Here is a 15,199-nt window from a genome sequence, read left to right as displayed (position 1 = left end):
GTGAGTAATCCATTATTTGATCTAAGCGGCAAAGTAGCGCTAGTGACTGGGTCAACTCACGGCCTAGGCATGGCTATGGCAATGGGGCTTGGTGAAGCCGGTGCCACATTGATTGTAAATGGCTTTTCCAGTGACGAGAAAATCGCGGAAGCTGTTGCTACTTATCAGCAAAATGGCATCACCGCCCACGGCTACCGATTCGATGTAACCAATGAAGACGCGGTGGCAGACGCCGTTGCTAAAATTGAGCAAGAAGTCGGCCCCATCGATATCTTAGTTAACAACGCGGGAATCATTAAGCGGGTACCGTTATTAGATATGTCAGTGGCCGATTTTGAGCAAGTAATACGCACTGATCTAACCGGCGTATTTGTTATGACCAAACCGGTTGTGGCATCAATGATTCGTCGCGGCGGCGGTAAAGTCATCAATATCTGTTCAATGATGTCGGAGCTTGGCCGTAACTCAGTGGGCGCGTATGCGGCCGCTAAAGGTGGCTTGAAAATGCTAACCAAAAACATGGCGACAGAATGGGCGGCTAGCAATGTGCAAGTTAATGGAATTGGCCCTGGTTATTTCGCAACCAGCCAAACTGCGCCAATCCGGGTCGATGGCAATCCGATGAATGAATTTATCATTCAGCGCACACCAGCCGGCAAGTGGGGAGACCCCAATGACCTAAAAGGCGCTGCAGTGTTCTTGAGTGCTCCAGCAAGTGACTTCGTAACTGGGCAAGTAGTCTATGTGGATGGCGGTATTTTGGCCACCATTGGTAAACCGGCGAACGAGTAGCCTTTGAGTGCTACCCATCGCCGCGTTATGTCGCGGTGTCATGGCTAAGGCCGCAAATATTACGCCAAGCACTTCGTGCGGAACTCAGCAAAGACTACTTAGATCAAGAATTTAACAATGAAAGAACGTATCGCAGTGTTAGGCGAATGCATGCTCGAACTCAGGCAAGCGCCGGTAGGTCAAGAAACAGCCCTGAGCGAAAAAACAGCCCTGAGCGAACAAACAGCCCTGAGCCAGACCATCAGCTCACGGCCAATGAACATGGGCTTCGGTGGTGACACTTTAAACACCGCTGTTTACCTAGCTCGCTTAGGTTGTGAGGTGTCGTATTTTACCGCGCTCGGCGACGACCCAATGAGTGATTGGCTCATCTCAGAATGGACCAGTGAGAACGTAAACTGCATGAACGTAATGCAATTCCGAAACTCGGTCCCCGGCCTCTACATGATCAGCCTTGCCGACGATGGTGAGCGCTCATTTTACTACTGGCGCAAACAGTCACCGGCCAGCTTAATGTTTGAAGAGCCGAGTCGAGCTGACGCGGTGTTCGACGCCCTTCGTGACTTTCAATACCTTTACTTGTCTGGCATCAGCCTGGCCATTCTGCCTGACGCCTCGCAACAACGATTGCTCACCTTCTTGGCAGAATATCGTGACTCCGGCGGCCGCATTGTGTTCGATGGCAATTACCGGCCAAGTTTGTGGAGTCATCCGGGTATCGCACGCGCAAGCTACCTAAAGTTGTATCGCCTAGCCTACATTGTATTGCCAACGTTTGACGACGAGCAGAGCTTGTTTGATTACACCAGTCCTGAGCAATTGGTCGCCGCGGTTCATGCTCTGGGGTCTACTGAAATCGTGGTTAAAATGGGCGGTGAATCATGCTTGTACAGTTCGCCAGAGGGCACTGACTACGTGCCAGCTAAGCCGGTTAAACCGGTCGACACTACGGCTGCGGGCGATTCATTTAACGCCGCTTATCTCGCTGCAAGGTTAGCCGGCAAAAGTGCTAAAGACGCGTGCCAGCACGGTCATGCTCTGGCCTCAACCGTTATTCAGCATCGCGGAGCAATAATCCCGCGAAGTGGCATGCCGGCAAATCAGGCCTAGCGCACCTTCAACAGATATCTAAACCTCGAGCTAAAATTATGCGATTAAGTAGCCGCGCTTTTGTTGTTATAACCTTTTGCATTGGTGTGTTGCTTAGCGCTACTAACGCCGTTGCTAGAACCATTTATATTGCCGGCGACAGCACCGCCAGTGAATACGGTTTAGAGGTCTTTCCGCGCATGGGATGGGGGCAAGTGCTCAGCCATTTTTATACTGATATCAATGTCGTTAATCTGGCTCAGTCGGGTCGCAGCGCTAAGAGCTATATTGACGAAGGCTTCTTTGATGAGCTCGCCGCGAGCATTGGGTCGGGCGACTTACTGCTTATTCAATTTGGCCACAACGACCAAAAAATCGACAGCCCAGAGCGGTATGCTGACGCGGGCACTGACTATAAATCCTTGTTAATGCGTTATGTTGAGTTAGCGCGTGAGCATGCTGCCACACCCGTGTTGATTACTTCAGTGGCGCGACGTCGATTTGACAATGGCCAGGTTGTCGCCACACATGGCGATTACCCGCAAGCCGTGCGCGACCTTGCGGCGGAGCACCACATTGCCCTAATTGATCTGAACACTCAGAGTCGTGAATTGTTGTCGCACTATGGTGAGGCCGACAGCAAACGCTTGTATTTACACTTGCAGGATTTACACACACAAAATTTAATCCTACAGCGCAACGGTGGCTTAAAAAGTGATGACCAGAGCGATTTACAATTCGCTTTGAACGACGAGCCAACTGTAGACGATTCACATTTCTCCGAATACGGAGCGTATCGAGTTGCGGCATTAGTCGCACGCGAATTAGCGGCACTCGATTTAGCCGAACTCTCTCAGTTCGCTAGGCTGTCTGGGTTTGCTGAGCCAGCTCCGTTGAGCAACGACGCCAAACAACAAGCGACGATATTTATACGCGTTGAGCAAGACGGTTCTGGTGACGTAACTCGCATCAGCGACGCACTGAGCCGGTTAAACGACTCGCAAGCGCCAGCCATAATTTTGATTGGCGAAGGCGTATTCGAAGAGCAACTCATGCTGACGCGTGACAATGTAACGTTGGTTGGCAAGGGGCGTGACAAAACCACCATACGAACCAGCTTATTAAGAGCCAATTGGCGGCAAGATCATTTTGATGATTGGGGCGCGTCGACCATTAATATTAAGGCCAACGACATAACCTTTATGCAACTCAGGGTGGTCAACGATTACGGCCTTATTACCGGCGATCACTCGCACCAATTTGCGCTGCGCTTGCTAGAAGGCACGCGCATCATCACCGAAGACAGCACGTTTATCACTGGTGGGGCAGACACTGTCAGTCTATGGAATAAAGACAGCGGAATGTATTACCACCGACGCGGGTATTTTGAAGGCTACACCGATTTTGTGTGTCCGCGTGGTTGGAGCTACATTACCGACAGTCAGTTTTTTAGTCGAGGTGGAGCCGCTGCGATTTGGCATGATGGCCAACGCCAAGAGTCGCAAAAACTGGTGGTGAAACGATCCACATTTGATGGCGTGCAAAACTTCATTTTGGGGCGCCGCCATTACGACGCGCAGTTTTACCTGATCGACAATCACTATTCCGCCAACTTATCTGACACGCCAATTTTTCGAGTAACCTACGAAGACCAAGCCAAGAATAGACCAAATCTATGGGGCGACCGCGCGTACTTTTATGGCTCGCACAAGCAAGGTGAGCCGTATGCATGGTTGGCCGATAACATCTCCGAGTCAGCTGCGAGCATTAGTGCAAAGCAAACTTTTGATGGCCATTGGGACCCAGAGCAAAAGCTCGCACATTTAAAAGTCGTCATGGCTTTGCATGACGTAAGCGTATTGCCCCTACAAGCGCGCACTTCGCCGGCAGCTAAAGGGGGCAATGCATTTGAGCCAGAGATATCAGCCGTAACGCTAGCAAATCAGCATATAGAACGATTCCCCGAGCCATGGTTAATGCGTAAATCCGACGGTGAATACGTTTGGAGTTATACGCATGGTTTAGTGTTGTTAGGCATGCAGCGCTTAGCTGAGCAAACCGGCGACACGCATTACAACGACTATATCAAAGCCTACGCAGATCACTTTATTGATGAACAAGGCGCTATTACCAGCCTCAAGCTGAGCGAGTTTAATATTGACTCAGTGAATGCTGGCAACATCTTATTTGAGCTTTATCAAACAAGTGGTGACGAGCGCTATAAGCACGCCATGGATCAGTTAATGTTGCAGCTAAAGTGGCAACCCAGAACCCGCAGTGGTGGCTTTTGGCATAAGCGTAAATACCCCTGGCAAATTTGGTTGGACGGCCTGTATATGGCGCAGCCGTTCTATGCGCATTATCAACGAGAGTTTGGCGGTGAACCGAATCGCTCTTATGACAATGCTCAGCAAGACGTTAGTTATCAAGACCCTGTTTATCAAGACCCTGTTTATCAAGACCCTGTTTATCAAGACATTGTTAAACAGTTTGTTGAAATCGAACAACAAACCCGCGATGCCGATACTGGCTTGCTGTATCACGCTTGGGATGAGAGTCGCTTACAACCGTGGGCCGACCCAGTCACGGGTCGTTCACCGGGCTTTTGGTCAAGAGCCATGGGTTGGTATGCCATGGCTTTAGTAGACACCGTAGAGCACCTACCGCATAACCACGCGGGGCGCAAACAGCTTGGCGACATACTGAATCGTTTGGCGCAAGCCATTACACCGTACCAGCACGCAAGTGGCATGTGGTATCAGGTGCCGGATCAAGGCCAACGAGCTGGCAACTGGCTCGAGGCATCCGGTTCATCAATGTTTGTATACGCCATCGCTAAAGGCGTAAGGCTTGGTCTGCTCGATGCCAGCTACACCGACGTTGCTAATCGCGGGTACCAAGGCTTGTTAACCCACATAATCAGCACCGACCAACAAGGCAAAGTGCACGTGAATGACGTCTGCCGCTCAGCCGGGCTAGGTGGAGAGCCATACCGTAGCGGCACGTTTGAGTATTATGTTTCAACCGATCGCGTGTCCGACGATGCGCATGGCATAGGCGCATTCTTGCTCGCGTCGGCAGAGATATTACGAGCCAAAAAAACCGCAATAAAGCCGCTTTAAACACTACAAATGCTAACCGAATCCTGATTAATAACTAAAGTTGAATATTTTCACTCAAAAACGGTTATCAAGCCTTGACTCAATGGCGGCGCAAGTGTATTTTCTCGCCTCTAAATTCTCAGCTACACACCATTACAGGTTGTTGGCTAAGAATGAACATAAGCGTGTATTTGACCAACAAATAACAGGCCAAACAAATGTTCAAAACGCCAAAGGACGGCAGAAGTTAAAGATGGCTATGTAGCTCAGTTGGTTAGAGCACAGCATTCATAATGCTGGGGTCGGTGGTTCAAGTCCACCCATAGCCACCACTTTACACCAAAAAAACCTTTTAAAATCAACGGTTGCGCTTTTAGGTGACGACAGATTTCCTATGGTCTGTTACTGGGGTCTGTTACTATGACTCGCAGGCAAGGTTCATACATTACTAAGACTAAGCATGGTGTGTATTATTTCCAGATAAGAATCTCTATATCTGAAGCGACAAAACTGGGTTTAAAACCGCCTTTATTTAGAAAATCTTTAAGGACAAAAAACAAAGGTCAAGCAATCCATTTGGCTCGTCGATATTGGAACACACTTGAGAGGAAATTAATGATGGGTGACAAGTCTTCAACGGACAAATCAAATAATGACTATCAAGAATTTCTTCAAATTGAAGAAGAGTCTCAGCATCAAGAGCTATACGAGGCTGGGTTGATTAGATCGGCTCTGAGTTTTACTGAAAGATATAATGCCATCGCTGAGTGGGATGCTTTAGAGAGGGAGCATCTTTGGATGTCAATGACCGAAGCTGAAAGAGTGGCTATGGAGTGGGTTTCGTCTGAAGGAATTGATCTTAGTGCCTATCGAGCCCAAACTAACATGGCGGTGGGTAGTGAGAGGCATGACGAGACTATTCAAAAAAACACGAATCAAACAGAACTGCTAAGTAATCTGGCTGAAAAGCACTCAGCCAGATTGGAACGAAAAGGAATTAACCCGAGGACGATTAAGCTTTACAGAAGCTATTTGAAAACATTTATCGAATATGTGGGCGACCGCCAATCATGTGAGTTAACGTATAGGGATGTAGAGAAGTTTGTAGAGGTTCTTCCAAAAATCCCTACGAATAGAAACAATGGAAGATATCAAGGTCTGAGTATTGACCAGATTATTGAGCAACAATTTGGCACATATAATACTTTGGCAAAAAATACTCTGAAGGAGTATGCGCGAACTATTCGAAGCTTCTTACAAGAGTTCGTCAAGAAGGGTTATATCGATCCGATTTCTGCTACGGCGATCGAGAAAGAATTTACAACTAAAGAAAAAAATCCATATCTACCTTTCGACAAAAGTGACCTAGAAAAGTTATTTTATAGCGATGAGTACTTGAAGGGAAAGCACACAAAGGCATCCAATTATTGGGCCCCCCTGTTAGCGTTATTTACTGGGGCACGGTCAAATGAAATTTGCCAACTTCTGGTTTCAGATATTCGGCACGAAAAAATTGATCACAGGGTAGTTACGTATATAGATATTAATGAAGAAGAAGACAAGGAGCTTAAAACACCAGCCGCAAGAAGGGTTGTGCCAATACATTCGAAGTTGATTGAACTAGGATTTCTTGGATACGTTGAGACTGTGATCAATCAAGGTAGCAATGCCTTATTTCCAGAAATTAAGGTAGTAAACGGAAAACACAACCATGCGTTAGGTAGATGGTTTCGAGATACGTACAAGCGCAAATGCGGAATTGAAGACATCGGGAAGAGTAAGAAAGTCTTTCATTCTTTTAGACATACCGCTGTGCAGCACCTGTGGGATTCTCAAGGCTATGAATTGTCTAGGATAGGTGAGCTAGTTGGGCATACTCATACTACGATTACGGGCGGATATACGCATACTTTGAGTTTAGCTAAGAAAGCAGAAATGATAGAGGCTATGGATTACGGGATTGATTTTTCTAGAATAAGATTATGGCGGCCTAAGTGAAGTACTAGAGCTAGAATTGTTCGGGGTGTTTCATCATATCTGTCAAAATTGAATTGACCGATTTAGCTGACACCGTTTGGTTTCTCAAATAAATGGGGTCGATTTCAATATTTGATCCGCTGATGATTAAACCTTCTTCTAAAGGTACTATTTTCAATAATTCGACTCGATTTGCTTCTTTGATTTGATATTCCAGTCCTCCAGTGTGAACCAAAATGTTGCGTACTTTTTGCATACGACTAAGTCGCTCTGAAAGATTAGCTTCGATTTGCAAGTTCAGCTTCAAAATATGTGAGAAGTACTTCTTCCATTGTTGTTGAGGTGTTCTAGCGCGAGTATCTTTTAGGGACAATTTATGTTCAAGCCTTCTTTTAAAAAATTCAGCGGTATCAAATACCGATGACTCGATAAATCCTCAAATAGAGGCAAGCATTTGTTCTCGGAAAATCTGAGGATACTTATCAACAAACTGATGTTCGATAACAGACATTTCTAGTTGATAGTCTTCACTATTTTCATCTATGCCCGATTGCTTAAGCTCCTCATGAACCTTGGTTTTCGTTTCGCTGTAAAGAGTCTTGAATTGTAGCTCCATGGTATCCATGTAGCGCACTAGATATCCCAGATGAAATTTTTGCTCAAAAGCAACAGCATTAAAATTCAGATTTACCATTTAGTCCCAAATTGCCTCAAATCGTTTAATTGATGTGCGAGTGTAAATTACGGTGTGCTGAATGTTTTTATGACCGAGGTAGTCTTGTATCAATCGAGTGTCGTGGCCTAACTCAGCAAGAGCGTAACCGCATCCATGGCGAAGCATATGCGGATTAACATGAAAGGGTAAGCCGCCAAGTTTTGAGCATTGTTCTAAAAGGTGGTTAATTCCGCGTCTCACAAACTGATCGTTTCTCTCGTTCAGAAATAGTGATCTCTGATTGCTTTGACGTATCTTAAGATACTTCTTCAAGTTGCGTAAAACATCTGGGCGAATAGGCTGCGTTGTTGGTAAGCTATTTTTTAGTCGTTTGACAATCAAGCGAGCATTCTTTTCATCTAAATCATTTCGATTGAGTTCGCAGAGCTCAGTAACGCGAAGTCCGTGCCAAAACATAGTAAGTAATATTGCTTTGTTTCGAATTGGATGACGAGTCTTGGACGCGCCTTTTAATAATAAATCGAGTTCAGTTACTGTGATGAAATTCCTATCCTTTGAGCGATCAATAGATGGATTTGTAAAACTTGTCACATTACGATCATTTTTTGCTGCGGTATTCATAGTCATAAGCCCTTTGTCTATAAAGGTTTATTATACCACACATGTCACAAAAGGGTTGTTTTGAGACATGTATAGTGTTGTACACAGACTCAATGTAGGTGGTTCAGAAATACCGAGTGGAATAACTGGTACGATAATTGAAATTGCCGAGCCGCACCTTGGCTTGGTGTTAGGTTTCCGTTGCAGATACCTCGTTAGGATCAATCGGAATTAACCAGTCAAATTCGTTTTTGATCGTCTGCTGAACAGGTTTTTGTAGGGTCTGCATATAATTCGGCAAACCTGTACAATGGTGGTAAGGGCATAGCCCAAAATGGCAGACCAAAGCTTTCAGCTAAAGCTATCATTGGACAGGCTATTGAAACATCTCTAAATTATAAAATATACAAACAGGAGAGTTTATGAAAATCACTAAATTAGCAGCACTGGCTATTATTCTATGCTTCATGTCTGGGTGTGCTACTGCGCCGAAATTTAATGTTATTGATGACCCGTCCTCTCCGTACACCTTTGATGTGTTTTCTAAAGATGGTTATATATTCGACGGTACTATGATGTTGACATGGATAGAAGCAAAGGCCGCTCTAGTGTCTTCGTCAAGGGGCTGTACACATTTTAGGAAGTTGTCTCATGACACGAAGATGAAGGCTAATTATTGGACCGGTGGCGTTAATTCAAGAAGCTCTGCCATTTATGAATGTGTAGATATCACTAAAACTAAGGCCGTTAAAACTTCGAACGATACGATCACGATTAGTGATGGAGAGAATATTGGGGCATCACATAGAATCTATAACGATATAAAACCAGTATTGTTTAGGCATAGAGACCTTATCGCACGTATCCGGAAGGAGTCAGAGTAGTTGTGATTATCTCTACAGGCCAATATCATTCATTTATAAAATAGATTGACTATTGTTATAGATGAATTGGAACTCGCTCGTCGCAACAGTAGGCATATATTTCTTGATGAAATTTTTGATGGAATACTAGGTAGGGCTAGATGGCCTTTATTCATGTGGATGATTTAAAAGAATTGGCACTTAGGAAAATCGGTAGAAACGTACTGAACTTTCAGAAGATCGAGGGCATGTTGAAGCAATTTGTCGGTGCAAGTAATTTTCAATCACCCGTGAGCAAAGTTTCAGAGACGTTGGTTCAGCGTAAAATGTCGATTGAAAACAAAACGATGGGAGTGCTAGCTAAAGAGTATTTCAAATCCTTTGATAGAAGCGTCGAGGATATTCATAAGTATCCTGAAGGAAGGGACGAACCATGGGTGTCCCTCAGTTTCAAGATCGACAATGAAGATAGCTCTTTAGCTCAACAAAAAGCAGCGTTTTCATTCTTGGTTTCTGAACGAAACAGGTTAATTCATCACATGCTTATGGGTTTTGATGCTGCATCGGATCCTAGTTGTAGGGCGTTGATCATAGAGCTAGATAAACAAGATGAAATGATTCAACGGGAGCATCGAAACTTGTATACGTTGCTTAAGGTATTCGATGAAGCAAGCGCGGTGTTAGTAAGTGAATTAACCCAAGAACAAGCCAAAAAAATCAAGAGGTAGCATGAATTTGATTTAGTCACTTATAGCACGGCTAAATCGGATGCCACCGTTACTCGGAAATCCGATGCAATCAAACTCTACGCTCGTACGTAAATCAAAGTGTCTAGTTTTGAAAGCCTGATTCATGGGGATGTCGGCTATTGTTAAATTGATGATTTCAGTGTCATCTACAAAGCCCTTCCATGTTTTCATTTCATTAATAGCCCATATTAAAGCATCGCGTATTAGCGATTTTATCAATTCAGGATTAGTGAAAATAGAATCGGGGTCGCAAAAAATGGCTTCAATATTAGTAGAACTAGAAAAATTGGTTCTGGATAGACTTTGATCTAGTAGTAAATCACTCGAGAAAGCATATAAGCGAGTGCATCCATCTTTTGTTGGGCCGATGCTTTGGTTAAGTCGTTCATAAAATCTGTTCAAAATATATATTGATTCAGCACTGCTGACCATTCCATTAATTGAAAAAGTAAGATGTATGATTGGTTTTTCTGACCTGATCCAGCTATGTATTTTGTCGGCGTTTGGTTTTCCGCAAGCGGCCGAAATATACCGTTTTAGCCTTGGTTGCAGTTGTTCAAAATAGCGCAGTCTCATGCCCATAAAGTTCATTTTTTGTAGTTGATATTCTTCTAGAGATGAGAGCTCATTGGACGAGTTATTAAGATTAGTTTTCATTATTGGTTTCCTACTCAATGTTGTTTGTGATTAATCGTTATATGAGTATTTATAAGTCCAGAAAAACGGATGCCTTTGAGTTTTAATCAATCAACATGAGAATCAGATAGTCCATAACATTAACTTATTGAAATGATTTGATAAATGAATTTTATTTAGCTAAACCATTGATATTGAAACGTTATATCTGAAATTCATGTTCAGTGTCGTCTTTTGATTTCAGGTGGCGTGTGGGTGTGTCTATTGCGGCGTCTAGGGGGGGTGACTCGCTCTCTGGGGCTCTAAGTTCGGCTGATTCAGGAAGTGGCCTCTGTGTGCTGTCGCGCGGCTTGCGCGGGCAATGAGGCGGTTTGAGTGCTAGTTATATACTCTTTCTCCGAAGGTGAAGCCCTCGATGCTAGGATAGGCTATTTGATCAAATTTCAGATCATTATTTCTAGCGTGGTTTTCGAGATTCTTGGTTACATAGTTTTCCAGTCCATCATCACCATGATTGAAGTATTCCTGAACTTTGCATCTTGTTATTTGCGGGACAAAACACTTATCAGTGTTATCGGCCAACATGGCCTTTTTAAAATCACTATTTGCTTGGCATCTGGCAGATTCGATATCTATAACTATGGAACTAGTGTCATCGAAGATGGCATTGTCATCACATAAAATTAGATGAAAGTGGTTTGAATCTTCGTGTTTTAGGGACGTTTGCTTGTTTTTATCCTTAACAGCATTCTCGAGAAACGCAAACATCGAAATGAATTCATTTCTCTTTTTGTAAGTTCTGCCAAATTGATATTTACATAGGCAGCCATAAAAGCGATTTAGAAGATCGATGCTTTGATCGTGATTAATTGCACAATTAAAAACCATTGTAATAGCAGCAATAGGTTTCTCACTCTTTATCCATTTAATAACATCATGTCTTGCTATTCTAGTATTCGTTTTATCTAAATATTCTTGGGTGCGAGAGCTGAATTCATTAAATTCGTGTTTTGAAAAATTAAATCGCTTATTCCTTTTATTAATAAAATCATTTTTTGTTGATAGGGAAAGCTGATGATTTATATGAGTATTTCCTTCAGTTTTTATAGTCATTTTAATAATTTTTATGAGGTTAAGTTTACTGTGGGTGCAACTAACCTAATATAGGGAGCTATCCTAAATGGTTTTGAATCAGCGGCTCGAGGGAGAAGTTGTCCTACGGTGGTGTGCTCGTTTTCTACTATCTCAAGGTGTATTTATAAATTTTTCAATTTTGCTGGTTTCTCCCCCTCATTGCGTATTTATATGTTTTACAATATTGAGGGACGTTAGGAAGCCACGGGGAGCGAGATGCCAAGTTGAGTTCGACATCCCGCCCCCTCAATCCCAAACTAAGATTAAACAACTCATCACTTGTATTTATATGGGGTGAAAACATCAACCACACTCATTCAACCGATCACGAGTACACTTACGAAGGTGATATGTCTTGTTCAATTTGTAGATACTGTCTGCGGCTTGTCGGGCTAGGGCTGGGTTGGAGGTGCAGGCACTCGGCTAATAAGGTCGATAACAAGCTATTTCTTATTCCCCACCGTAATCACTTGTGCAAAAAATTCGAGAGGGCACCTGATGATCTCGAAGTAGAATCTAACTAAAAGTGATTCATCACTGCATATAGATCAGAGTCGTAGTGCTAGCGAGCAGTCCATTTAAATTACTTAAAATTATCGATGAGCAATCTGATTTCAATTGACTATGGGGATTGGTGAAAAATACTTGAGTGAGGTGTTAGCTCATGTTTGAATATAAACTCCAACAGTAATAATTGTTTTGGAACCAATCCAATTGGCTTACTTGGGTGGAAATTTCAATTTAGACAAGAGATAGAAAGATCATGGATTCGATACTGATCGCTGCATTCACTATAGTAATTGTACTTATTGCATTTGCAATAATTGTAAAGCAATCGCCAAGGAAACTTCAGGGTGCTGGAAACCTACAGTATCAAAAACTCAATATTTTGTTTACAGCAGCTGAGAGGTCATTCCTAGGAGTTCTAAAACTCTCCCTGACAAATAAGTTCGAGGTATTTGGAAAGGTTCGAGTTGCCGATGTCATAACGCCTAGAAAAGGCCAAGATAGGAGTGCTTGGCAAAAGGCGTTCAATAAGATATCTAGTAAGCATTTTGACTTCATAATTTGCGATAAAGATGATCTTTCGCCTATCTGTGCTATTGAATTAAACGATAAAAGTCATAATTCTAAGAAGGGAAAAGAAAGAGATAGATTCTTAGAAAGTGCGTGCAAATCGGCAGGAATGCCACTAGTCCAAATCCCCGCCAAAGCTACATATCAAGTAACAGATATTAATGAGGTTTTGTCTGCACATTTGCCTCAAATAGAATCGATCAAAGCTAAGATTGCCCCAGAATTTGCTGGAAGAAAATCAGCTCCAGAGATAGCTAGTGTCAAATCAACTTCTGAAAAAGTTTGCCCGAAATGCTCTTCTAGCATGGCGATGAAAATTGCCAAAAAAGGAAAGAATGTAGGCAAGGAGTTTTGGGCATGCAGCGCCTTTCCGAAGTGCAGGCATATAGAGGCGAAAGATGGCAAATAAAAAAGCCTCTACCCTTAGTCGTTTAGAGTACGTAAAACTTCAGCACCTATTCTCTGATGTTCATGATGATGAAGTTTTTGTTAGTGGGTCAAGTTTACCCCTGTCCGAGTTTGATCCTTTAACCTATTGATCATATTGTGGTGATGTGGTTAGCTTCTTAATTAACCATGGCGCAACACCTATTTACAAAGGCAGCGTTAGGCAATGGATAAAGGACAAGGTTAAATGAATCGTAAAGGTTCATGATAATGGATAAAGACCGACTGTTCGAAAAGGCCAAAAATTTGCATAACAAGGGCTTTATGAAGAAGCGTTTCTCTATTTTTAACTGGTGTCGAAAATGGTGAAATATTGCACGTGGCTCGCCCTGAGAACATGTATAGCTGCTGATGGGGAGATGAGTATGTATATGGTTTGGCGAAGCGTTATTATGCTCTGAGGAGGGCTTATGCAAATCGTAAATGTTGACATTAAAAACTTTAGAGCGCTGAAGAACGTTAGTGTGCCAATTGAAAAATTCAGCGTGCTAATTGGCGAAAACGATGTAGGGAAGACGTCTTTCCTAATTGCATTAGAAACATTCTTTGGGGTGAAAAAGTTAAGCTCTTCTAAAGATTGGTATAAGGATGAGACTGATGTTGATATATCGATTGTAATTACGTTTAAGAGTTTTGGCGATTGCGATCTTATCCAACCCTTCTTGCGAGACGATGGAAGCGTTGTAATTAACAAGCTATTTAAGTTTAATCAAAATGCGACATGGCAAGCAGAGCTATCGGATAATACTGTCTTGACTGTGCCCAGCAACGTTCAATCAAAATGGTTTTCGTCAGATAACTTCCACTTCATCCCAGTTAGACGTGATTTAAATATTCAATTTTCTATGAATAAAGCGGCAATGTTGGGGAAGTTGTTGAGAGCAAGAATGAAGATAGCAATTGAAGAGCAAGGATCGAGAACTCAGTTGGAGGAGGTTATTGCTGTTCTTAGAGAATCACTGACTGAGCCTCGCTTAGATATTGAGGCGTTCCTTAGAGAGCAGCTCAATAACGAGTCTTTTAAAGTCGGTTTCGATGAACTGACGATTGATCCTACAGAGGGAGTCAAATTTTCAATTTCTTTATCTGACGATCGTGCTAGTAACATAAATATTGAAGACCGAGGAGCGGGCACACAAAGTAACCTCATAATCGCTCTATTTAGACTTATTGCCAAGACCAACGTTTTGGGTACATTCATATTTGCGATGGAAGAACCCGAGAATAGCTTACATCCCAAAGCTCAAAGGCAATTACTTAGTGTGATCCAAGAAATTAGTGAAAACACTCAAGTCATTGTTACAACTCACTCCCCAGTATTCATAGACCGAAGTAAATATGAAAGTAACGTGCTTTTAAGTAGAACAATACAGGGAAATACCGTTAGTCGAAGTTTTAGGGCGGATGAACTCTCTTCGGTCAGAGATGATTTGGGTATTCGAGCTTCGGACGCATTACTAAAAGGAGGGGGCAATTGTGCCTTACTAGTTGAAGGTAATACCGAAGAGGAGAGTTTTCCGACATTTTTGGAGATGCAGGGTCTTAGTGAATTTAGATTAGGAATAGCCTTAATCAATATTGGCGGTTCAGATAATACTAAGACTTCGTTAATTGTCGATTTGTTGAATAGTTATGATATTCCGTGTGTGATTGTTTTAGACAACGATGCTCAGGGCACAAAGAGCGAGTTAGAACACAGGATGGCTGCTGGCGGATTGGCAAATATTCGAGAAATTTTCGTCCTCTCTAAAGGGACAATTGAAGACTATTTTCCACCTTCCATAGCTCTTGAAGTATTCAACTCTGAATTTCAACCTGACCCGCCTTTAACTGATAGCGACTTTGATCCAAATTGGTCGGGTGATGCTAGAATTTCTGGTTATTCAGCATTGCTCTGGAATCGAGCCAAAATGGGCTCTAAGGAACGTATAAAGCAGGTGCTGGGGGCGAAGGGAGCTAGGCTAATGCAAAAAAATGGTGACAGCCTAGACCCAGAAATTATCGCTATTATCGATAAGGTTAATGACGTTGTTGAAAAATCTGGTTAAGTGCGCTGAA

General features: G+C 43.0%; 13 protein-coding genes and 1 tRNA gene. 9 read left to right on the top strand and 5 right to left on the bottom strand.

Annotation, left to right across the window (positions count from 1 at the left end):
• The 5 genes from DFR28_RS01925 (at window position 1) to DFR28_RS01905 (ending at window position 6,980) form a co-directional block, all read left to right on the top strand.
• Entirely contained in the window at window positions 1-792 is a 792-nt protein-coding gene (locus tag DFR28_RS01925) for a gluconate 5-dehydrogenase (RefSeq protein ID WP_113952613.1), read from the top strand.
• Between the two features lie 117 nt (window positions 793-909).
• Window positions 910-1,902, top strand: coding sequence for a sugar kinase (locus DFR28_RS01920; protein WP_113952612.1), 993 nt, complete (start codon window positions 910-912; stop codon window positions 1,900-1,902).
• Window positions 1,903-1,940: 38 nt separating this feature from the next.
• The gene (locus tag DFR28_RS01915; protein ID WP_113952611.1) at window positions 1,941-5,003 is read left to right on the top strand and encodes a pectinesterase family protein; all 3,063 of its coding nucleotides are present in this window, start codon (window positions 1,941-1,943) and stop codon (window positions 5,001-5,003) included.
• Between the two features lie 234 nt (window positions 5,004-5,237).
• Window positions 5,238-5,314 (top strand) — tRNA-Met (locus DFR28_RS01910).
• 88 nt (window positions 5,315-5,402) lie between these two features.
• Window positions 5,403-6,980 carry a site-specific integrase gene (locus DFR28_RS01905; RefSeq protein WP_113952610.1) on the top strand — a complete coding sequence of 526 codons (1,578 nt, stop codon included), beginning with the start codon at window positions 5,403-5,405 and terminating at the stop codon, window positions 6,978-6,980.
• A 10-nt stretch (window positions 6,981-6,990) separates the two neighbouring features.
• Here the strand turns inward: DFR28_RS01905 and DFR28_RS01900 are convergent, their stop codons facing one another.
• The 3 genes from DFR28_RS01900 to DFR28_RS01890 form a co-directional block, all read right to left on the bottom strand.
• On the bottom strand, window positions 6,991-7,332 hold the full coding sequence (locus DFR28_RS01900; protein WP_147250903.1) for a hypothetical protein: 342 nt from the start codon (window positions 7,330-7,332) through the stop codon (window positions 6,991-6,993).
• Window positions 7,333-7,395: 63 nt separating this feature from the next.
• Window positions 7,396-7,653 carry a hypothetical protein gene (locus tag DFR28_RS01895; RefSeq protein WP_113952608.1) on the bottom strand — a complete coding sequence of 86 codons (258 nt, stop codon included), beginning with the start codon at window positions 7,651-7,653 and terminating at the stop codon, window positions 7,396-7,398.
• The gene (locus DFR28_RS01890) at window positions 7,654-8,256 is read right to left on the bottom strand and encodes a tyrosine-type recombinase/integrase (RefSeq protein ID WP_170131942.1); all 603 of its coding nucleotides are present in this window, start codon (window positions 8,254-8,256) and stop codon (window positions 7,654-7,656) included. It abuts the gene before it with no gap.
• A gap of 401 nt (window positions 8,257-8,657) precedes the next feature.
• Between DFR28_RS01890 and DFR28_RS01885 the strand changes: the two genes are divergently transcribed.
• Entirely contained in the window at window positions 8,658-9,119 is a 462-nt protein-coding gene (locus tag DFR28_RS01885) for a hypothetical protein (protein ID WP_113952606.1), read from the top strand.
• Between the two features lie 140 nt (window positions 9,120-9,259).
• Window positions 9,260-9,826 (top strand): hypothetical protein, encoded by a 567-nt coding sequence (locus tag DFR28_RS01880; protein ID WP_113952605.1) that lies wholly within the window; start codon window positions 9,260-9,262, stop codon window positions 9,824-9,826.
• A 12-nt stretch (window positions 9,827-9,838) separates the two neighbouring features.
• Here DFR28_RS01880 and DFR28_RS01875 read toward each other — a convergent pair whose 3' ends face one another.
• Window positions 9,839-10,504, bottom strand: a complete 666-nt coding sequence (locus DFR28_RS01875; protein ID WP_113952604.1) for a hypothetical protein — start codon at window positions 10,502-10,504, stop codon at window positions 9,839-9,841.
• Window positions 10,505-10,861: 357 nt separating this feature from the next.
• Entirely contained in the window at window positions 10,862-11,596 is a 735-nt protein-coding gene (locus tag DFR28_RS01870; protein WP_113952603.1) for a hypothetical protein, read from the bottom strand.
• A gap of 784 nt (window positions 11,597-12,380) precedes the next feature.
• On the opposite strand from DFR28_RS01870, the gene DFR28_RS01865 reads away from it, so the two are divergent.
• Both DFR28_RS01865 and DFR28_RS01860 read left to right on the top strand, forming a co-directional pair.
• The gene (locus tag DFR28_RS01865) at window positions 12,381-13,103 is read left to right on the top strand and encodes a DUF2726 domain-containing protein (protein WP_113952602.1); all 723 of its coding nucleotides are present in this window, start codon (window positions 12,381-12,383) and stop codon (window positions 13,101-13,103) included.
• A 448-nt stretch (window positions 13,104-13,551) separates the two neighbouring features.
• Entirely contained in the window at window positions 13,552-15,189 is a 1,638-nt protein-coding gene (locus tag DFR28_RS01860) for an ATP-dependent nuclease (RefSeq protein WP_113952601.1), read from the top strand.
• The last annotated feature ends 10 nt before the right edge of the window (window positions 15,190-15,199 follow it).

It is taken from the genome of Arenicella xantha, from assembly GCF_003315245.1.
Lineage (GTDB): Bacteria > Pseudomonadota > Gammaproteobacteria > Arenicellales > Arenicellaceae > Arenicella > Arenicella xantha.
The sequence above is the reverse complement of the archived record's forward strand: the minus strand, read 5'-3'. Positions and strand labels throughout refer to the sequence as shown.